Raw genomic sequence first — 20,242 nt, forward strand, 5'->3', positions numbered from 1 at the left:
CTAGTATCAATAATTAGAAGATACAACTTCTCTCAGAACTCGTCAAGAAGGCTCTACCAACTGGTAGATCTCTTTCAGATTTCTGCCAAACCCATCATAATCCAAGCCGTATCCTACAACAAATTTATTGGGAATTGCAAATCCTAAATAATCTATCTCTAAAGGGTGTTTTAATGCGTCAGGCTTATGCAGCAGGGCGGCCACTTTTAGGGAGGCGGGTTGCTGATGCATCAGTTGCGGCAGGAACTCTGTAAGTGTTTTACCAGTATCCACTATATCTTCTACAATAATAATCTCACGGCCGAAGAGATCTTCGTCTAAGCCAATAGCTGTAATAACATTGCCGCTTGACTTCATTCCTTTATAAGAAACCAACTTTATAAAACAGATCTCCGCGTCAATAGTAAGGTTCTTAAACAGATCGGCAGCAAACATAAAAGACCCATTTAAAATGGCAATAAACAAAGGCTTTTTGCCTTCATAGTCTTTGTTTATTTGATCGGCTATCCCTTTAATTTTCTCCTGAAGTTGTGCCTCAGGCAAATAAATATCAAATGTCTTATCGTGAACCTTAATTGTAGGCATTTGCTTTTGTATTGATACGTAATTGTTGTCCGATCTTTAATTCGTTTGAATCCAGTCCATTCCACTTCTTGATATCGTCTATACCTACCATATACTTTTTAGAGATAGAGTATAAAGTCTCTTTGGCCTGAACGGTGTGCAAGGTAAACATAGCTGCTGAACCTTCCATAACATTTGACGTTGGAGTTGATTTTACATTATTATTATTTACATAATCACTCACCATTTTAGGAGGTTGTGGCGCTTTTTTCTTCAAATACAATTGCTCTCCGGACATTGGCATCAGTCCTTGTGCCAACCAGTTAAATTGCATCAAGCTTGTCAAACGAATGCCTTCCGCCTGGGCTATATCGTGCAAGGTCTCGTCCTTTTCAATAATGTGATAATCATTATTACCCGTTTTCCGCTTACGCTGCAGAAAGAGCAACTGGTCTTTAGTTGTTACCTCCTGCGGCTCCATATCATTAAACTCAAAAAGACGGGAAAGCGAAATATTATGTTCTTGGGCAATAGCTAAATACGATGAGCCTTTTGGTGCTACAATGGCTTTTGTGTGATTTACTTTAAAAACACCTTTGGGAAAATGAAACAACTTCTCAACGATATATTCACCAATCTTGGGTGTTGTGCTTTTGGGAGTTTCAGTATTAGCCGGCGTATTCTTTGGAGGTTCTGGGTTAGTTACAGTAGCAATATCAGATGAAGAAGATTCTTTTTTGCCCAATGCTATGAGGGAATAATCTTGCAAATTATAATCTTCAATCAGTTTAATCAACAGCTGTGGGTACTTAGGATTAGTAGCATAGCCTGCCTTCTTTAATCCATAGGCCCATCCTTCATAATCCGTGGGATCTAATTGAAACAAGAAAGCATAATGAGCACGCGTTTTTAAAAAATCAGAGTGGTCGCGATAGGAATCAAATGGCGACTCATATTTACGAAAACATTCACCACGAGCATCGTCATCATGATAGACCCTATCTCCTGTCCATTCCGTTTTACATTTGATACCAAAGTGGTTGTTAGAAGATGTGGCCAACTTACTTCTACCAGCTTCCGTTTCATGAATACCCTGCGCTAGAGTAATAGAAGCCGGTACGCCAGTGCGCTTCATTTCCTCAATAGCAATCTGGCTATACTTGCCAATATATTCTTTAATAACGTTGGCAGGTTGTGAGAACGCAGAAAAACCTGTCAATATAATGGAAAGGAAAAATGTAAATTTTAGCTTTAGCATCGGGCCTGTTTTAGAAGGTTGGAAACAAGTATTGCTTCATGAAAAGTTTACTAGTTCACAGCTTCAACTTATTCCAACTAGAATATGCTTATAATTTCCGGATCAGGTAGATCCCATCCCGCAAAGGCAACAAAACCTTTTCGACATCGGTACGTTGCATTATATATTCATTAAATGCCTGTATAGCTTTTGGGTTCTTTCCTTTGATTTCGGGGGTTAAAACCTGTCCGTGAAATAGCACATTATCCGCTAAGATAAAACCACCTTGCTTCACTTTTGGTAAAACCCGGTTAAAATACTCAGTATAGCTGACCTTGTCGGCGTCAATGAAAACCAAATCCCAAGGATAATACAACTCATCGATTATCTGCCGGGCATCACCGATATGAATTTTTATCTGTTCTGAAAAAGAAGATCTTTTAATGAAGTTTTGTGCCACTGCAGCATCTTCTTCCCTCACTTCTATTGTATGCAATTTCCCTGTTGACTGTAAGCCTTTCGACAAACATATAGCACTATAGCCAGTAAAAGTCCCGATTTCCAGAATGTATTGCGGGCGAATCATACAACTAACCATTTCCAGGAACTTGCCTTGCAGGTGTCCGCTCAGCATGTGCGACTTGGCATGTGTATTTACCGTAAATGCCGTTATTTCTTGTAACAATGCATCATCGGGAGTGGTAAACGATTCGGCATATTCTTGTGCCAGCGGATTAATAATTTCCATGTGCTGCTACCGGCTCTACTTCTTTAGAAACTTTCCCTGGCTTAGAAATAAGCAGCAACCCTATAAAGGTTATTGCGCCATTAATAATTAATAGTTCTAAACCAATTTCAAAATTACCAAACAAGTCTTTCTGGAATTTATCCAGGAAGAAACAGATAACAGGCGCTGCAATACAGATATAAGGAACAAGTTTATCATTAACACTACGCTTGGTCATAATTCCGAAAGTAAACAAGCCTAATAAAGGACCGTAGGTATAAGCAGCCACTTTCAGGATTACACCAATCATGCTTGGGTTGTTTACCCACTTGAACACCATTACAAATAACAGGAAGATGGCTGCAAACGTTAAGTGCACGGTTCTTCTTACGCTTTTCTTTTTCTTTTCATCCCAATCTTCTCTTCTTTTTAAGCCTAGCAGGTCAATACAAAAGGAGGATGTCAAAGCCGTAATAGCACCATCCGCACTAGGGAACAAAGCAGATATCAGGGCAATGATGAATACCACAGAGATCATTGGCGGCATATGTTCTAAGGCTACAACGGGAAATAATTTATCGCCAGTAGCAGCAACAGTATTTTGAGATGCGAACAAATACAATAAGCCACCTAGGAACAAGAAGAGCAATACTACCACGGCTTGAATTAAAGAGAAGGTCAACATGTTTTTTTGTGAGTCCTTCAGGGTGCGCACGCTAATGTTTTTTTGCATCATTTCCTGATCCATACCAGTCATTGTAATGGTGATGAATGCACCAGCTAATACCTGTTTTACAAAAAACAAGCGGCTATTAGGATCAAACACAAACATGCTGGTATAACCTCTTTCAGACAAAGCGCTCAGACCTTCTCCAAAGCTTAAGTTCATATGACTCAGGATAAACACAACACAGATGATCAATCCCAGGATCATACAAGTTGTTTGCAAAGTATCAGTCCATACGATGGTTTTTACGCCACCCTCAAAAGTGTACAACAAAATCATTAAAAGAATTACTGCTGTAGTTACCCAGAAAGGAATACCAAAAGAGGACAGAATAGCATCCTGCAGTATCGCTACTACCAGATACAAACGGGCAGTAGCCCCAAGTGTTCTGGAAAGAATGAAAAAGGAAGCTCCCGTTTTATAAGATGTAAAACCCAGGCGATTGCTCAGGTAATTATATATAGAGGTTAGATTCAACCTATAATACAATGGCAGCAAAACATAAGCAATAACAAAATACCCAATCACATATCCAATAACTATCTGAAAGTAGGTGAAGGCTTCAAAACCAGCCCCTAAAGGCTTACCAACCGCACCAGGTACACTTACAAACGTCACCCCGCTCAAGGAGGTACCGATCATACCAAAAGCCACCAACATCCAGTTAGAGCTTTTGTTTCCAATAAAGAATGAATCGTTATTAGAGTTACGCGAAGTAAAATAAGCGACAACCAACAGAAGTACGAAATAACCTATTACAAACGAGAATAATAAAGCAGGAGACATGCGCTAGGTATTGATGAAAGAATGCAAAATGCCACAAATTTTTTGAAGATAAAGAATTTTGTTTTCCATTTGCCATCTCATATATATTTACACTTATGCCTATTGAATCGTTAGCTATCTTCTGTGGCTCCCAAAAAGGACAGCATCCAATCTATGAACAACATGCTGAAGAGATCGGAAAGATCATTACTGAACACAATCTTACATTGATCTATGGCGGTGGGAAAAATGGCTTAATGGGTATAGCGGCCAATAGTGTTATGAACAATGGCGGCAAAGTGTATGGTATCATTCCCAAGGTTTTGGTAGAGTGGGAATCACAGCACGAAGGTATTACAGAATTATTGGTGGTAGAAGATATGCATGTACGCAAACGCACCATTTATGAGCGCTGCGATGCCGCCATTATATTGGCAGGTGGATTTGGTTCCCTGGATGAATTGTTTGAGATCCTGACCTGGAACCAACTAGCCATTCACGATAAAAAGGTTTTTATACTGAATTCCAATGGCTTTTACGACCATCTGCTGACACACATGCAAAAAGTAGCTGATGAAGGATTCTTGTATGGTGACCTTCAAGAGAAGCTTATTGTACTAAAAGAACCTAAGGAACTGCTAGCCTATTTATAATAGGCTACAGTCCAAAATTGAAACCAATATTATAGATAGGCTTGTTGCCGTATGGCGAATTTTTATCTTGTAAGATGTCATACATCAGCGAAATAACAACACCGCTTTTGCCACTGGGGGATAACATTACACCTCCGCCAACTAAAAAGCTGGGTGCTATCACAGCATCTAGCTTATACTCCTCTTTTGAAGGCTGGTAATAGGTTTCGTTACCAAACAGGTAGTTAGCCTCTGGTTGCACTTGTAAAAACACCTGGTTTACTGGAAAAAAACGGCCAAAAAAGTTTAACCCTACTACCCCTTGCTCTACTTTCCGGTAAAGGTCACCATTGGAATACCGATCCTTATAATTTATATATTGTCCATTTAGGCCTACTCCAGCAGCAAACCACTTGGAAAAACGATAACCTACTTGTGGAGAAACATTAATTAGTGTGTAATCACCAAACGTAAGTCCCAGATAACCTCCAGCAAAAACATTTTCCTTTTTGAGTCCTTTTCCATTATCCTCACTCTCCTCATCCTGTGCCCTAACAAATAGTCCAATACAGCATAGCACAGTGAATAATACAATCTTTTTCATAAGCTTGCTCTCCTTTCTTAAAGACAAGTTATAAGCTAAAAAGCTTCCTTGAATTGGCTGTTTTTTTCTAAAACAGGATTTTAGACAACTTAGGCATCAAAAATTTTACCCCGATTCAAAATATTATTAGGATCAAATACAGCTTTGATCTGACGCATCAAGTTCATGCTTACCGGATCGAAAATAATATCCATGTATTCCTTTTGAACTAGTCCAATACCATGTTCACCACTAATGGTACCTCCTAAAGTTTTTACCAGCTCAAATATTTCGCGGATACCATTTTTCAATGAGCCATTCCATTGTTCATCACTTAGTTCACCCTTAATAATATTAACGTGCAGGTTTCCATCACCCGCATGGCCATAGCAAACAGAATGAAAGCCATACTTCTTACCAATTTCCTTTACCCCATTCAACAGCGTTGGCAGTTCGGCTCTTGGAACTACAGTATCTTCTTCTTTATATACAGAATGTGATTTAACGGCTTCTCCAACCCGGCGGCGCAGCTTCCACAATTCTGCTTTTTGCTGTGCATCATCGGCAAACAGGATCTCACCACAATCAAAGCCCATTACCACTTCACTGATTCCTTCCATTTCCTTCATCAACACTTCTATGTCATTTCCATCAACCTCTATCAGCAAGTGGGCCTTTGTTTCTTCGTCAATAGCTACCACACTATTATCTACAAACTTCATTACCCATTCCAGTGCGTCGCGCTCCATAAATTCCAGAGCGCTTGGCAAATAACCGGCTCTAAAAATGGCACTAACAGCAGCACAAGCATTCTCAGCCGATTTAAAAGGCACCAGCATCAATAGGTCGAGCTTTGGATGTGGTAATAGTTTTAAAACAATCTTGGTAACAATACCTAAGGTTCCTTCACTACCTACCACCAACTGTGTAAGATTATATCCCGTAGCATTCTTTAATACATTAGCACCAGTCCAGATGATCTCCCCTGTTGGCAATACTACTTCCAGGTTCAACACGTAATCTTTTACCACACCATATTTTACGGCTTTGGGACCACCGCTATTTTCAGCTATGTTACCACCAATTAAACAGGTACCACGGCTACTAGGATCTGGCGGGTAAAACAGTCCTTTTTCACGTACGGCATCTTGCAATACTTCGGTTATTACACCAGGCTCTGTTATCACCTGAAGGTTATGTTCATCAATTTCCAGGATACTGTTCATTCGCTCCATGGCCAGCAATACACCACCCATTTGAGGCAACGCACCACCGCTTAACCCTGTTCCACCACCGCGTGGCGTTACTGGGATTTTATACTGATTACAAATTTTAAGGATAGCACTGATCTCGTCTGCAGTCCTAGGCTTGATCACTACATCGGGGGGGAAATGCAAATCTTCTGTCTCATCGCTGGCATATTGGCTCAACACCTCTTCATCAACATAAACATACTGAGCCCCAACAATACTTTGAAACGCTTCCAATTGTCCTAATACAGGAAGAGTTGGTGTAGTTGTCATCATGGATATAAACCTTTACTTTCTTCTGTAAAAGTCGGTCAATTGTTGCAAACCAAGCGAATAGAGAATTATAAATTTTTAAAAGAGGGACACATGGACTGTGAACGATTACCGTTATACTTGGTAAATACGCCCTGTTTGATCAGTGAAAACTCATAGGCGCCACGTGTGCCATTATATGTCTTGAGTGTAGACATTGTGGCGTCGTAACTGAATGTTAGTGTAATATCTTTATAACCTAAGCCTACTTCTGGTATAATAGCCTCATGATGGCGGTAATAAAGCCCACCGATCAACAGGTACTCACCATCACCGGAAAGATTGTAATGTGCCGTTGCGCCTAAAACTAACTCACTGGCTTCGGCCTGCATGGTAAAGTAGGCATTGGGATTTACAATCCATTGATCATTCAGCATAAAGCTACCGTTTATAAAACCAATATAACGGCGGGGCAAGCGGTTATCATAACCACCTTGGTCTTTATCAAAGAAAGATTCTCTGGGCCTATTTACGTGGTGAGAAGAAAAGCCAGCGTTTACATATACCCTTTCATTTGGAAAATAGGCATAGTTCATACCTACTTGCATATCAAAATAGGTAATATTGGTCCGATCCAAAATTGCATTAGTAGGTATACCATGATCAAAAAAATGACCATCAAATTGATCAGGGAACTTTAAATTACTTACGTTAATCTGTTTATTGGCCATCCCCACATTGAACCCTAAACTAAGGAGACTGGAATACCCAAGCATCTGGTGGTAAGCAATAGAGCCATATATCTTAGTTGAGCTTAGATTACCCGAACCTGCTACATCTTTTAAAATAGCTCCTCCGGCCCCTAACCATCCATTCTCAAAGCGATCGCGCATCATCTGAACATCACCAAAGGCGCTCATGGTCTTGTAGGGGACCGACATAATAGAGGACCATTGATTTCGGTAGTTTATACCCAACCGGTAGTCTCCGTCAGGAATAAATCCGGTATTCGCCGGGTTGGTGGTTAAAGGCGAATTCATAAATTGCGAGAAGTGAAGATCCTGCGCATGAAGGCTTCCAACCGACATTTGGCTTACAGTTAATAACAGAATAAGCTGTAAAATTTTATCTTTCATACGCACCTCGCTTTTAACGTATTAAGGTTATATCTCCTTTCTTACTGGTCTTGGTTCCATCAGTAAAGTTTACTTCTAAGGTATAAGCATATACATCCATGGGTTGAATCGCACCTTTATAACGGCCGTCCCATCCAACCTTATTGCTTTCCGTTTCAAATACTTTCTGCCCCCAACGATTCCAAATAGTAAATCGCATTTGCTTAATACCATAGCCACGTACAAATATTTTACTATTAACATCACCACTCAAGGGCGTAAAGGCATTGGGCACATCTACTGCAGGCTCCACTAAAGTTTCTACCGGTTTACAAATAGTATCAGAACAATTATTGGCATTAAACACAATCAGGCAGGCGTCAAACTTTCCTGTTGAGTTATACTCATGCTGTACAATATCCCGGGTTGTGGTCACTAAAGAATCACCATCTCCAAACAACCATTTGAAGCGTACACCATCTGAAGAGGAAAGATTTGTAAAGCTGATTGCTGTGTTAACGATCGGCGGTTGAGGTGTTAAGCTAAAATTAGCTGTCGGGTTACTGTAAACTGTAATCGTTGAGCTAGTTTGATCTTCCCTGTTACAGGTATTTGGATCTACAACACGCAAACGAATGGTATATGTTCCTGGAGACAGGTATTGATGTGTAGGATTGGGATCTGTAGATGTAGTTCCGTCACCAAATTCCCAGAAAAACTCTTGGCCCCCATCCGAGGTATTAGTAAATACGGCGTTATAAGGAGCACAACCTGCTGCGGGTGTTTCAAACCGGGCTTTCACCAAAGCAGCAACATTCAAAACCTTTACGGCAGAGTCAGGCGCATTACAATACGCGGAGTCAACCATATATAACCTTACGCGGTAAGAACCGGGTGCTGTATACTGGTGATTAACGGAGCCCACTCCTGCCTGTACTTGGGGTGAGCCATCACCAAAATCCCAAATAAACGAAGTTGCTGTAAACGGTCTGGAGGCAGGAGCAACTGAAGTATTAGTGAATTGATAACGGAACTCTTCACATGGCTCTTGTTTAACCGAGTTGAAATCAGCCGTAGCCTGTTGATCACCTACAATAATGTGCGTATAAGAAGTGTCTCTTAAATTACAGGAGTTGGGGTCAATCCCTATTAACATGACGCGATACGTACCTACTTGCGAATAGGTATGAGAGGTATTCGGTACTGTTGTTGGAAGAACAGGCGACCCATCGCCAAAATCCCACTCATAGCTAACGGCATTTAACACCGTGTCTCTAAAATCAACAGTCAGCGGTACGCAGCCAGCAGAATCCCGGGGAACACCATTAATGGAGGGCTGGACGCCGGAACGAATACCAGCCAGCTCCAGGTCTATTTTAATCATGGCCAGGTTACAGTTGACACTTCGGCCATTCAAAGCTCCGTTGGTTGAAGCCCAGGCGTTAGGAGTAGTTGGGAACCGGGCACCGCCACCGCAGTTAGCGCATAAAGCCTGGTAGATTACACCGTTCGCATCAAAGCGACTGGTACCACCATCTACGTGATCAATAAACCCGCCATTCTGACCAAAGAAGTCACCATATAATTGAGCCGTAGCATTACGTTTTAATACAAAAAAGTAGAAGTCTTCACCGTCAGTTGTGGGCTGCAGAGGATTGACCGTTGTGAGACCAGCAGTACCTGCCAGCCTAAAGCCAGTGCTTGGAATAACGCCACCCCAACCTGACACGTAAACATTTTCGCACCGGTCTACTAAAAAGGCTGTTGGAGAAATATTGGGCAGCGTGGCACCGGTACCAAAAACAGTTGAATAAACAAAAGCTGAAAGGTCAGGCTGCAGTTTTACAATAAATTGCTTCCCATTGGGCTGTGACCATGGAGCCTGTACCGGCCAATGGCCTTCTGTTTGTCCCATGGCATAAGGGAAACCCTCTTTGTCAAACTGAATACCATAGATCTGATCATATTCTGGCGTACCCAGGTAGGTGGTTTGACGCAATACAGTTCCATCGTTACTGATCACAGAAATAAAGCCATCAATCTTTCCCTGGTTAGTATTGAAGACGCGACCCGTTGTACGGGCAAGATTGGTACTTTCTGTACCACCGGCTACAAAGATGTCGCTGGTAGTTGGATTGATAGACAAAACATAGGCAGCATCATTGCCGTTACCGCCCAGAAAACTACTGAATATTACATTAGAGGCATCAGGTGCTATTTTCAAAACAACAGCATCTTGTCCTGAACCAGGTGTTCTTTGAAAACCTCCGATAACAGGGAATTGTTCGGCAGCGTTAAGTGAAACAGACTGCGTACAGGATGCAACATATATATTATTAGCACCATCCAAAATCACTTCACTTCTACCATCATCTCCATAATTGTATTGCAAAGAATTTCGGTTTCGGGTACTTGATATATTTACACCGTCATCATTTACTCCACCAATCTTCAAAGATCCAATAATAGCGGTCCCTGTAGCATTCAATTTGGTTACTATAATATCATATCCGCCGCCAGGGCCTACCTTACCAGCACCTCGTGTAGGATAGTCTGGAGAGTTAGATCGACCGGCAACTACCACATTACCTTGCCTGTCTACTACTAAACTGTGAGGCTGCTCTATTCCATTTCCTCCAATATAGGTAGCAAATACACGGTTAGAACCATCAGGCGATAGTTTTATTAGACCAATATCCCAAGAGCCACCACCATAATGACTTTGCATAGCACCTGGTGATACGGGGAAACCTTCACCTTCAACAATACCAGCACCAAATAAACTACCATCAGGACCGTAAGTAGCCGTAAAACCCCAGTTATTGGCTGCACTGCCTGAAAAAGATGAAAAGATCAGTGTAGGGTCAATAATTAGTGGCTGTGTGGGATCATAGTTCTTTACTTCAAACCGAACCGTGTTTCCTTTTATAATATACTTACAAGGTAATTCCTGTTTCCCTTTTGCACTATATTGATAGGTATAGGGGTACAACTCTTTCACATCACCTACAGAAGTACCCACCAACAACTCTTTGTTTTTAACAGTGAGTTTTTCTACTCCTTTGTATTGCAGGGCAATCTGCGAAACATTACCACCCGGCTTAATAATAAGGTCATATTTCATTAAGCCATTGTTGGAATAATAACGCAGATCTACATTGGGATAAAGATTTTGAACCGTAATACCTTGGTAGATCTTACAGCCTACCGCCCATTTGGAAGGATCATTACCAATAAAATAATTGTTATAAGTAACAATGGGTTTATCGGCAATAATAGTGGGTCGTTGATTGGCACCGACAAACTGTGTTTCGTAGGCATGTGAGCGAATAGTCAGAGAATCGCTTTGCGACGATTGGCGGGCATGTGGATCCAGTTGGTGACCATGCATTTTTTCAGCCAGCCGCTTATAGTCTTCAGGGTTATGCTGCAAAACGGTGAAACCATCTCGTTGTATAAAAATAGCACCGCCGGGAAAGCTTCCTTTGAATTGGACTTTATCATCCCATTGGCCTTTATTTTCTATAAACTGAATGTTTTCATATTGCTGACTCCGCGAAGAAAAAAATGCAAGACAGTACAGGAAAAGGAGTATGTGGCTTTTTCTTTCCAATGTGTTTTGAAATTAACAGAAAAAAATGAAAAATGTTGTGCAAACTAATGTTAAGATATTCTACTCCACGGGGTTTTACCCTTCAATGACATCAGGTAATATTTAAGCCTCAAATTTTCTGCCGAGTCTAGGTCCGGATCACTTTCAACGATCGTTTCTGCATAATTTTTGGCAGCTTCAAGTATTCCTTTGTCTTTTACTAAATCTGCAAGTCGTAAAGGCAAGGCTCCACTTTGCCGCGTCCCTTCAATATCACCGGGGCCCCTAAGCGCTAAATCTTTTTCTGCAATTTCAAAACCACTGTTAGTAGACGTCATTATTTTGATGCGCTCGCGGGCATCATTACTTAGTTTTACAGACGTCATAAGGACACAATAGCTTTTCTCTGCCCCCCGGCCTACGCGGCCTCTTAATTGATGCAGCTGAGATAGTCCAAACTTTTCCGCACTTTCAATAACCATTACTGTAGCATTGGGCACATTTACGCCCACTTCTATAACGGTGGTACTTACCATAATATGCGTATCGCCTGTTACAAAACGTTGCATATTATTCTCTTTCACATCAGGCGTTTGCCGGCCATGCACCATGCTGATCCAGTAACGAGGTTCAGGAAAAAAAGCTTTTACATTTTCATACCCCTGCATCAGGCTCTCGTAATCCAGCTTGTCGCTTTCTTCAATAAGTGGGAATATAATATAGGCTTGCCGGCCAGTCTTTATTTCGTCTTTGATAAAATCCATCACTTTTGCCCGGTGATCGTCATAGCGATGTACGGTTTTTATCGGTTGACGGCCAGGTGGCAACTCATCCATCACACTATAATCTAAGTCGCCAAATGCCGTCATGGCCAGCGTACGTGGGATGGGCGTTGCAGTCATCACCAAAACATGTGGCGGTATAGCAGCTTTTTTCCAAAGACGGGCACGTTGCGCCACACCAAACCGGTGCTGTTCGTCTACTATAGCCAATCCTAAGTTTTGAAACTGTACTACTTCTTCAATAATGGCGTGGGTACCAATAAGGATATGAACCTCCCCTTCTACCAGGTCTTTCAGAATACGTTTGCGTTCTGCTGCCTTTGTAGAACCTGTTAACAAACGCACTCCCACCGGCATATCTTTTAAAAGATTTTGTATAGACTGCAAATGCTGTTGGGCCAAGATCTCTGTAGGCGCCATCATACAGGCCTGGAAGCCGTTATCAATGGCTAACAACATGGCCAGTAACGCTACCACCGTTTTTCCACTACCTACATCACCTTGAAGTAACCGGTTCATCTGATGTCCCGAGGCGCAATCCACCCGCACTTCTTTTATCACTCTTTTTTGGGCACCAGTTAATTCAAATGGCAAGTGATCTTTATAGAAACTATTAAACAGGTCGCCTACTTTATTAAATATTACTCCCTTGGAGTGACGGTGTCGCTCCGATTTTGTCAAGGCCAGCCGGATCTGGGCAACAAACAACTCCTCAAATTTCAATCGGCGAATAGCCTGGTTGCTTTCAATCTGGGATTTCGGAAAATGAATCTGGCAATACGCTTCATAACGCGACACCAAACGTCCTTTTGTCAAGACGGATTCTGGTAAGTTCTCTGGTAAATCCCTTGGCGTTATTAACGCTAAGAGTGACTGTACCAATTTCCCAATCTGCTTGCCTCCCAACCCTCTTGCTTTTAATTTTTCGGTGGTGGAGTATACGGGCTCCAGCAAGTTTTTAATACCATTATCCTCACTGGACTTTAATTCAATTTCCGGGTGCACAATCTGCGGATTGCCCATAAAGAACCCAATACGCCCAAAAACAGTATAGACATATCCTTCCTTCAACATCTTCTCAATCCAGGTCGACCCTTTAAACCAAATCAGTTCTATTACCCCTGTATCATCGCGCAGGTAAGCCACCAAACGTTTGCCAGCCTTCTCGCCTATTACCTCTTTATATGAGAGCACACCTTGTACCTGGGCAAACTCTACCCCTCCTGTTAATGCCGAAATTTTTAGCACCTTGGTTTTATCAATATGCCGGTAGGGAAAATGATGAAGCAGATCACCATATGTAAACAACCCCAACTCCTTCTTTAAAAGGTCGGCACGTTGAGGCCCAACACCTTTTAAGTATTCAATGGGTTGGGTTAATATATTAGACGTGGTGATCAATTCTTCGTTTGCGGTAAAATTAGCACAACCACAAATTCATTAGATGTGATATTTTTTCTAAACTTGTACTCCATTTGGAATTTCAAAACTATGCTGCTGCAAATCACGCAATACTTTACCCTATTTAAAATATCAATCCTAGGCTTTGTAACAGCGTTTGTAGTAGCTATGCTGCTCATGCCGATCCTGATTCAACTAATCCACAGATTTAAACTTTTTGATATTCCAGACCTCCGAAAAGAACATACCCAACCTGTTCCTACCATGGGCGGGATAGCCGTATGTATAGCCATGGTAGCCGCCTGCCTGCTGTGGATACCTATATCAAGAGACCTGTTTACTATTTCATTCTTTTTTTCCATTGCAGTTCTTTTTGTGTTAGGAATATTAGATGACCTGCACAATATTTCCGTTCGCAACAAATTTGTCATACAAATAGCAACAGCATCCATTATTGCGTTCAGCGGCGTACGTATTTCGCATTTAAATGGATTATTGGGTATTTACGGACTGCCGGTAATTTTTCAATACATTATTACAATTGTGGCTATTACAGGTGTAACTAACGCCTTTAACCTTATTGACGGCATTGATGGATTGGCTGGTGGGCTGGGATTTATGAGTTTGATGATGCTAGGCCTTTTCCTAGGTTTAGGCGGAGACAACACCTCGGCTGTTATAGCATTTGCATTAGCGGGGGCCCTGCTTGGCTTTTTGTATTACAATTTTAACCCGGCCCGAATCTTTATGGGTGACACAGGCTCCCTCCTTCTGGGCTTTGTGGTTTCAGTCTTAAGTATCCGGCTTATGCAATTGAATATTGGACAAAAACAGGCATTACTACCACATGTACCTGTATTCACCTTAGGGATTGTACTAATTCCGGTATTTGATACCATGCGGGTATTCAGCTTACGTATGTGGAGAGGTAAATCCCCATTTACACCTGATAAAACCCATATTCATCATTTATTGACAACAAATGGATGGAGCCATAGCTTTACAGCAAAACTTCTTTGTACCATCCACGGCTTGGTATTACTACTCAGTTATTTCTTAAAAGACGTACCACAGGAAGCTGGCTTTGCTGTACTTCTACTCTGCATGCTTTTGACAGCCTTTATTTTTGAGCGCATAAAAGTGCCACACTATAATCCTCCGAAGAAAACGCTGGTTGATTCAGTTGAAAAATAAACACTGTAACTTTATAATTGAACATCGCTTGGTATTTTGTATATTGAGTGAATTCACAACATAAGCCCTACCGTGGCTTAAACTTTGCGTTACCCCAGGAAACTAAACCAACTTTCCAATCCTATTTATTCCCACTCCGTTACCTCTTTGTTAGCATTTCCACCGCCTCTATCCTTCTGAAGCCGATTCAATCCTATGATTGTTTCTAATAGGTCATGTTTGGAAAACTAGCTAAACAGGAGTGATGCATGAATAAATTCTACATTTTACTAACAGTTCTATTCTATACTTCCAATATCAAGGCTCAGAAGCAGGAGATTTCCTTAGACGGACTAATAGCTTGCTCTGCCATGAAACCTGAGCCGCTCTCTGATTTTTTGAAGCATAAAGGATTTAAAGCCTACACCGACTCACTCGGAACGGACTTATCCTTTCTGCGGTACAGTAAAGACAAAATGACCCGGCAGGTTATAGGACGCAGTGAGAATACATCTTGCATTACCATTAGTCTCCAAACTACTTCACAAGCCGAGTATACTACTTGGCAGCAAGAATTTGAAAAGAATAATTTTCGTACTTACAAAGACAGGGAAACGAATGATCAAATCATTGCCTCTTTCCAAAAAAGGAACTTAAAAGCCCGGATTTGCAAAGTCCAAAATAATAAGTTGTCGTATTATAGTTTGGTCTTAGAAATTAAGAAACTGCCTCCACCTAGCGAGTTCCAATATGCCGAAGACCTGTTACAGTTAACCACTCACGAGTATATTGCTGCCGTATTTGGCTCTACCAATGTGAAAGAGGACCTTTTTCACTACTCTGAAAAAGAGACCAGCAAATGCTCTATTTTATTTCCAAACACCAGCAATCAGGTGATCTTTATCTGGAATGATGAAGAAAACCGCCAGGACATCTCTTTTCTAATATTGGGTGCCCCTGCAGGCGTTAACAACAATTCGAACATTTTCAATGGTAACCAGTTTCACAGGTGGCGGTCTAAACAAGGCATTTATTTAGGCATGTCATTGAAAGAACTGCAAACCTTAAATGGCCAGCCGTTAGAGTTCTATGGCTGGGATTCAGACCAACCCGGCTTTGTTGTAAAGAAAAACAGCGGTCACATTAATTTCCAGTCATTGGGTATTCAGCTGGAATGCCTGGAATGCTATACAGCAAACAAAAGCGTGATCAACCCTATTATGTCATCTTCAAGTGTAATCAATGCCAACGACAGGGTCTTTGTAAACACAATGATCATCTTACCTGAAACAGAGCCTACTGCCAAACTCAAATAATAAACAGGATGCATATTATGCCTTCTCATTTGCAGTGACCTGTTGAGGCCCCTCTTTATCTGCCGTCTAATAAACGCCTAACGGCGGTACTGTACCTGTTTATAAATAATCCCACGAACCATTTGCCAGCCCTTCCCCTGATCAGATGGCAAATCTCCTTTTACTAAAGTCTGACTATATTTTGGGAGACAAATAGGATAACCCGTAGATAATCTGTATATAAAGAGTACATAACCCGTAGATGACCTGTATCAATATAGATACAGGTTATCCTCTCTTTATCCTCGGGTTATACTCAGGTTATCCTCGGGTTATCCTATCCGATTAACAAGCTCGAATCAGGTGAAAAGGAGGCGAAAATCAAGAGCAGAAATGCTCTTTATGGAAAACGGAGTAGCTATTAGGGCGGTTAAGTTGAGAGGAGAAATCTTAACTCCAAAACTATAATCCTTAGATAGCAGTCGTTTATAGCTTAAGAAAACCTTGGAGAGCATGGGACGGCTTCTGGAATATTGGCGCTATTAAAGATTGAAACACAATCGCATAGAGAAGACTATTTCTTTACATCATAATAAGTATATATACGTAAAGCGGCAATAAATATGTTTTATTTATTAAATGTCTTACGGCTATATAGTGAGTGTTTACTGACTTTTGCCACCGCCATGAACAGCCGCTATTCTGCTTCCAATTCTTATGACCAGGCTCACCTGCCTAAATTTGGCCAAGAACAATTAGAAAAATTGCTGCATTCTCTTGTCGACGTGGTTTGCACCATTGACGTACAAGGAAATTTCAGATACGTGAGTGAAGCCAGCTTACAGCTTTGGGGGTATACGCCAGAGGAAATGATCAATACCTCTTTTTTAACCTTTCTGGCACCGGAAGACATTGAAAAGACCATACAGGCGGCAGATGAAATAAAAAGCACATACGTAATTACAAATTTTCAGAACCGGTATATACATAAAGACGGCTCTATTATTCCTGTATCCTGGTCAGTAAAATGGAATGAGAAAGATCATCTCTTATACTGTGTGGCCAGAGATGCTTCCGAGAAAACTGAAGCCAATTTCAGAGAATTAAAAAAAAACGAGAAAACTGAAGCACAGTTAGCTATTAGTGAGCAAAAGTTCAAATCATTGGTTCAAAATGGTTCGGATATTATTGTAATTATAGATGAAGCCGGCACCTTTAAGTATGTAAGCGAGAATGTAAGAACCATCCTTGGTTTTGAACCGGACATGTTTTTAAATAAAAATGCATTTGACTACATACATGCGAATGATAAAGGGGATGTGTTTTCTGAACTGGCCAAGGTCATTCAAAATAACCCTGATGCCATTGGCATTGCACATCGGTTTCTAAAAAGCGATGGCGATTGGTTATGGCTGGAATCGAAAGGCATTAATCATTTGAACAACTCGTTTGTTAATGGTATTGTTATTAATTCCAGGGATATAACAGATAGAATGCGTTTACAGAAACAACTGGAAGACGAGCAATTAAAAAAACAAAGAGAAATAACTGCAGCGGTAATAAAGGCGCAAGAAGAAGAGCGCTCGCAAATAGGTTTAGAACTTCATGACAATGTGAACCAGATTCTAACTACCGTAAAGCTGTATAATGAAATGTTCCTGAGTGGCTATAGAGAAGATAGGGAGCTACTTAAAAAGTCAAATTATTTCCTACAAGATTGCATCAACGAAATCAGAAGTATATCTAAACGCCTGTCTGCTCCAACATTAGGCAATATTAGTCTTCAAGACTCAATCAAAGAGGCAGTGGAGTCTATAAATCTTACCAACCGGTTTAAGATTCAATACCAGACCTACAATCTGGAAAATGCAAACGTGAACCAGGATCTTCATTTAGCTGTCTACCGTATTGTTCAGGAAGCTTTGAACAATATCATTAAATATGCTGATGCCAAGGAGGTTATTATTGATATCAAAAACCATAATCGTAAACTCTGTATCTCCATTATTGATGATGGCAAAGGCTTCGATCTCACTAAAAAGCCAAAAGGTATTGGATTGACAAATATGAAAACCCGGGCCGACAATTTAAAAGGCAGCTTTAAAATCAAGACTTCCAAGGGAAATGGATGCGCCATTGATGTTTGCTTCCCTATGTAATTATACCTTTTAAAAGAGTTAACAAGTTTATTGGTAGACCCGGATGTAGTCAACAACTAACTGCTGCGGGAAAACAGTAGTAGCATCAGGACTGCCCGGCCAGTTACCACCTATGGCTAGGTTGATAATAAAATAAAACTCTTCATTGAATGGATACGTGGCACTTCCCACATCGGTTTTTGTAAAACTGCTAAATACTTGCCCATCTACCAGCCACTGAATACTATTTGAATCCCAAATAATAGAGTACACATGAAAGTCTGTACTGAAATCGGCAGTTGGTAATTGATAACCTCTGCTATACTGGGTACTGGAAGGCCCTAGACCAAAATGAACAGTGCCATACACTTTATTTGGCTCATGTCCTACCAATTCCATAATATCAATTTCGCCGCTCTTAGGCCAAACGCCATATACATTTTGTTGCGGCAACATCCAGATGGCTGGCCATACACCTTTGCCTTTGGGAAGCTTAGCCCGTATGTCCATACGCCCAAATTTGAATGACTTCTTTCCCCTGGTAACAATTTTGGCCGAAGTATAGCTTCTACCGCTATAATCTTCTTTTCGTGCCTCAATGACCAAGTTTCCATTATGAAAAAAGAGGTTCTCCGGGCGACTGGTGTAATACTCCAATTCGTTGTTACCCCAACCACAAAGACCTGGGCATCCATCCCCAGTCTCAAACATCCAGTCATTTAAGTTTAAACTTCCATTGTTAAATTCATCACTCCAAACCAACTTAGAAAATTCCCCCACTGCATCATCATTTTGAATAGTACCCGTAGCCGTAGATTTCACAATGGTGGCGTTTGTGACTTGATCTAAGTTGACCATAAACGTTTCATCACTTTCTCTAACTGCATCACCTTTCACATGAACAATAATTTGTTTCGAGGTCTCCTGTGGCTGAAAGGTGAGAAGCTGGCTTGAGGTTGCTTCAAAATCAGATGGACTTAAGGCGGTTCCATCTACGATACTATAAGAAAGTGTTACCGTTTTAGAAGTTGGTCTATCAAGCGAAACGGAAAATACAAAGTCAGATGTACCACTGTTTCCTTCTGCTTGCACTACATCATTTATGCTTACTTCAGGATTGATTGCCTCGCTATCCGTATTTCCACCCTTTTTAGAGCAAGCAAGAAGGTCAAAAGCAAAAACCGCTAGAATGAAAAACCGTTGCATAGATTTCTATTGATAGATACGCACATAATCTATTTCCATGCGTTGTGGAAATATAGATTCATCAACACCATACTTACCACCCCAGTTACCACCTACAGCAATATTCAGCAGCATGTGGAATTTCTGATCAAAGGGCCAGGCCTCACTACCATTCTTGTTGTTTACAAACACATGATACAATTCATCGTCAACAAAAAAACTGATCTTGTCAGCTGTCCACTCAATGGCATAAACATGAAACGCCTCTGACAAATCGGTTCTTATTACGCCACCCGTTTTTTGTGTACCAATGGCATGGTTAAAAGCTCCTGTATGTACAGTACCAAAAACAGAATCGGGCAAATAACCTACGTTCTCCATAATATCTATTTCACCACTTTGCGGCCAGCCACCATATGACCAGTTCGTTGGAAGCATCCATATGGCAGGCCACACACCCCTTCCTTTGGGAAGCCTAGCTTTTATCTCCATTCTACCATACTGCCAGTCGCCCTTATTCTTAGACACTAAACGGGCTGATGTAAAATGTGCCTCCTTAAAATCTTCTTTACGTGCCTCAATTACAAGGTTTCCATTTTCAACGCGCGCATTTTCCGGACGTACAAGCGTATAGTACTGTAATTCATTGTTTCCCCAACCATGGCCGCCTGTATCATAGCTCCACCTGGTGTTATCCGGCAAGCCCTGATAATTAAACTCGTCGGCCCAAACCAGTTTCTTAAACTGGCCTTGTGCTATAATTGTAGTAAAAAGGACTATTGCGGTCAATAGCCCCTTTATCAATTTCATTTGCATAAGATTGA

General features: G+C 41.1%; 15 protein-coding genes. 4 read left to right on the top strand and 11 right to left on the bottom strand.

All coding sequences use genetic code 11. The features are described 5' to 3' along the window. Window positions 1-42: 42 nt before the first annotated feature. The 4 genes from hpt to SY85_RS09670 form a co-directional block, all read right to left on the bottom strand. Entirely contained in the window at window positions 43-585 is a 543-nt protein-coding gene (gene hpt / locus SY85_RS09655; protein WP_066403965.1) for a hypoxanthine phosphoribosyltransferase, read from the bottom strand. Continuing rightward, window positions 572-1,822 carry a glucosaminidase domain-containing protein gene (locus SY85_RS09660; RefSeq protein WP_066403966.1) on the bottom strand — a complete coding sequence of 417 codons (1,251 nt, stop codon included), beginning with the start codon at window positions 1,820-1,822 and terminating at the stop codon, window positions 572-574. Before SY85_RS09660 ends, hpt begins: the two co-directional genes overlap by 14 nt. Window positions 1,823-1,910: 88 nt before the next feature. Next, window positions 1,911-2,549 (bottom strand): O-methyltransferase, encoded by a 639-nt coding sequence (locus tag SY85_RS09665; RefSeq protein WP_066403968.1) that lies wholly within the window; start codon window positions 2,547-2,549, stop codon window positions 1,911-1,913. Beyond that, window positions 2,536-4,041, bottom strand: a complete 1,506-nt coding sequence (locus tag SY85_RS09670; protein ID WP_066403970.1) for a sodium:solute symporter — start codon at window positions 4,039-4,041, stop codon at window positions 2,536-2,538. The genes SY85_RS09665 and SY85_RS09670 overlap by 14 nt, the downstream gene beginning before the upstream one ends. Before the next feature lie 95 nt (window positions 4,042-4,136). On the opposite strand from SY85_RS09670, the gene SY85_RS09675 reads away from it, so the two are divergent. Further along, window positions 4,137-4,673, top strand: coding sequence for an LOG family protein (locus SY85_RS09675; RefSeq protein ID WP_066403972.1), 537 nt, complete (start codon window positions 4,137-4,139; stop codon window positions 4,671-4,673). A gap of 4 nt (window positions 4,674-4,677) precedes the next feature. Here the strand turns inward: SY85_RS09675 and SY85_RS09680 are convergent, their stop codons facing one another. The 5 genes from SY85_RS09680 to recG all read right to left on the bottom strand — a co-directional run bounded on the left by SY85_RS09680 (window position 4,678) and on the right by recG (window position 13,627). Further along, window positions 4,678-5,256, bottom strand: a complete 579-nt coding sequence (locus SY85_RS09680; protein ID WP_066403975.1) for a hypothetical protein — start codon at window positions 5,254-5,256, stop codon at window positions 4,678-4,680. A gap of 89 nt (window positions 5,257-5,345) precedes the next feature. After that, complete coding sequence (locus SY85_RS09685; protein ID WP_066403977.1) at window positions 5,346-6,761, bottom strand: FAD-binding oxidoreductase; 1,416 nt, start codon at window positions 6,759-6,761, stop codon at window positions 5,346-5,348. A gap of 65 nt (window positions 6,762-6,826) precedes the next feature. Further along, window positions 6,827-7,873 carry a PorP/SprF family type IX secretion system membrane protein gene (locus SY85_RS09690; RefSeq protein WP_066403979.1) on the bottom strand — a complete coding sequence of 349 codons (1,047 nt, stop codon included), beginning with the start codon at window positions 7,871-7,873 and terminating at the stop codon, window positions 6,827-6,829. 13 nt (window positions 7,874-7,886) lie between these two features. Next, a complete protein-coding gene (locus SY85_RS09695; RefSeq protein ID WP_066403980.1) occupies window positions 7,887-11,465 on the bottom strand; it encodes a DUF7948 domain-containing protein in 3,579 nt (1,192 codons plus the stop codon). Window positions 11,466-11,515: 50 nt separating this feature from the next. Continuing rightward, on the bottom strand, window positions 11,516-13,627 hold the full coding sequence (gene recG / locus SY85_RS09700; RefSeq protein ID WP_099459377.1) for an ATP-dependent DNA helicase RecG: 2,112 nt from the start codon (window positions 13,625-13,627) through the stop codon (window positions 11,516-11,518). 90 nt (window positions 13,628-13,717) lie between these two features. On the opposite strand from recG, the gene SY85_RS09705 reads away from it, so the two are divergent. The 3 genes from SY85_RS09705 (at window position 13,718) to SY85_RS09715 (ending at window position 18,254) form a co-directional block, all read left to right on the top strand. Continuing rightward, on the top strand, window positions 13,718-14,821 hold the full coding sequence (locus tag SY85_RS09705; protein ID WP_066403982.1) for a glycosyltransferase family 4 protein: 1,104 nt from the start codon (window positions 13,718-13,720) through the stop codon (window positions 14,819-14,821). A 248-nt stretch (window positions 14,822-15,069) separates the two neighbouring features. Then, on the top strand, window positions 15,070-16,116 hold the full coding sequence (locus SY85_RS09710; RefSeq protein WP_066403984.1) for a hypothetical protein: 1,047 nt from the start codon (window positions 15,070-15,072) through the stop codon (window positions 16,114-16,116). A 602-nt stretch (window positions 16,117-16,718) separates the two neighbouring features. Beyond that, window positions 16,719-18,254 (top strand): PAS domain-containing sensor histidine kinase, encoded by a 1,536-nt coding sequence (locus tag SY85_RS09715; protein WP_066403985.1) that lies wholly within the window; start codon window positions 16,719-16,721, stop codon window positions 18,252-18,254. Between the two features lie 27 nt (window positions 18,255-18,281). Here SY85_RS09715 and SY85_RS09720 read toward each other — a convergent pair whose 3' ends face one another. Together SY85_RS09720 and SY85_RS09725 are read right to left on the bottom strand one after the other, a co-directional pair. Further along, window positions 18,282-19,439, bottom strand: a complete 1,158-nt coding sequence (locus SY85_RS09720) for a family 16 glycosylhydrolase (RefSeq protein ID WP_066403989.1) — start codon at window positions 19,437-19,439, stop codon at window positions 18,282-18,284. A 6-nt stretch (window positions 19,440-19,445) separates the two neighbouring features. Continuing rightward, on the bottom strand, window positions 19,446-20,228 hold the full coding sequence (locus SY85_RS09725) for a glycoside hydrolase family 16 protein (protein ID WP_066409554.1): 783 nt from the start codon (window positions 20,226-20,228) through the stop codon (window positions 19,446-19,448). Window positions 20,229-20,242: the final 14 nt, after the last annotated feature.

Origin of the sequence: Flavisolibacter tropicus (assembly GCF_001644645.1) — a bacterium.
Taxonomy (GTDB): Bacteria; Bacteroidota; Bacteroidia; order Chitinophagales; family Chitinophagaceae; genus Flavisolibacter; species Flavisolibacter tropicus.

What these genes read in the sequence shown, in the direction of transcription:
- SY85_RS09660 (WP_066403966.1), bottom strand. Translation starts at nt 1,822, where the DNA reads ATGCTAAAGCTAAAATTTACATTTTTCCTTTCCATTATATTGACAGGT.
- SY85_RS09665 (WP_066403968.1), bottom strand. Translation starts at nt 2,549, where the DNA reads ATGGAAATTATTAATCCGCTGGCACAAGAATATGCCGAATCGTTTACC.
- SY85_RS09725 (WP_066409554.1), bottom strand. Translation starts at nt 20,228, where the DNA reads ATGAAATTGATAAAGGGGCTATTGACCGCAATAGTCCTTTTTACTACA.
- SY85_RS09710 (WP_066403984.1), top strand. Translation starts at nt 15,070, where the DNA reads ATGAATAAATTCTACATTTTACTAACAGTTCTATTCTATACTTCCAAT.
- SY85_RS09690 (WP_066403979.1), bottom strand. Translation starts at nt 7,873, where the DNA reads ATGAAAGATAAAATTTTACAGCTTATTCTGTTATTAACTGTAAGCCAA.
- SY85_RS09715 (WP_066403985.1), top strand. Translation starts at nt 16,719, where the DNA reads ATGTTTTATTTATTAAATGTCTTACGGCTATATAGTGAGTGTTTACTG.
- SY85_RS09680 (WP_066403975.1), bottom strand. Translation starts at nt 5,256, where the DNA reads ATGAAAAAGATTGTATTATTCACTGTGCTATGCTGTATTGGACTATTT.
- SY85_RS09705 (WP_066403982.1), top strand. Translation starts at nt 13,718, where the DNA reads ATGCTGCTGCAAATCACGCAATACTTTACCCTATTTAAAATATCAATC.
- SY85_RS09685 (WP_066403977.1), bottom strand. Translation starts at nt 6,761, where the DNA reads ATGATGACAACTACACCAACTCTTCCTGTATTAGGACAATTGGAAGCG.
- SY85_RS09720 (WP_066403989.1), bottom strand. Translation starts at nt 19,439, where the DNA reads ATGCAACGGTTTTTCATTCTAGCGGTTTTTGCTTTTGACCTTCTTGCT.
- hpt (WP_066403965.1), bottom strand. Translation starts at nt 585, where the DNA reads ATGCCTACAATTAAGGTTCACGATAAGACATTTGATATTTATTTGCCT.
- SY85_RS09675 (WP_066403972.1), top strand. Translation starts at nt 4,137, where the DNA reads ATGCCTATTGAATCGTTAGCTATCTTCTGTGGCTCCCAAAAAGGACAG.
- SY85_RS09670 (WP_066403970.1), bottom strand. Translation starts at nt 4,041, where the DNA reads ATGTCTCCTGCTTTATTATTCTCGTTTGTAATAGGTTATTTCGTACTT.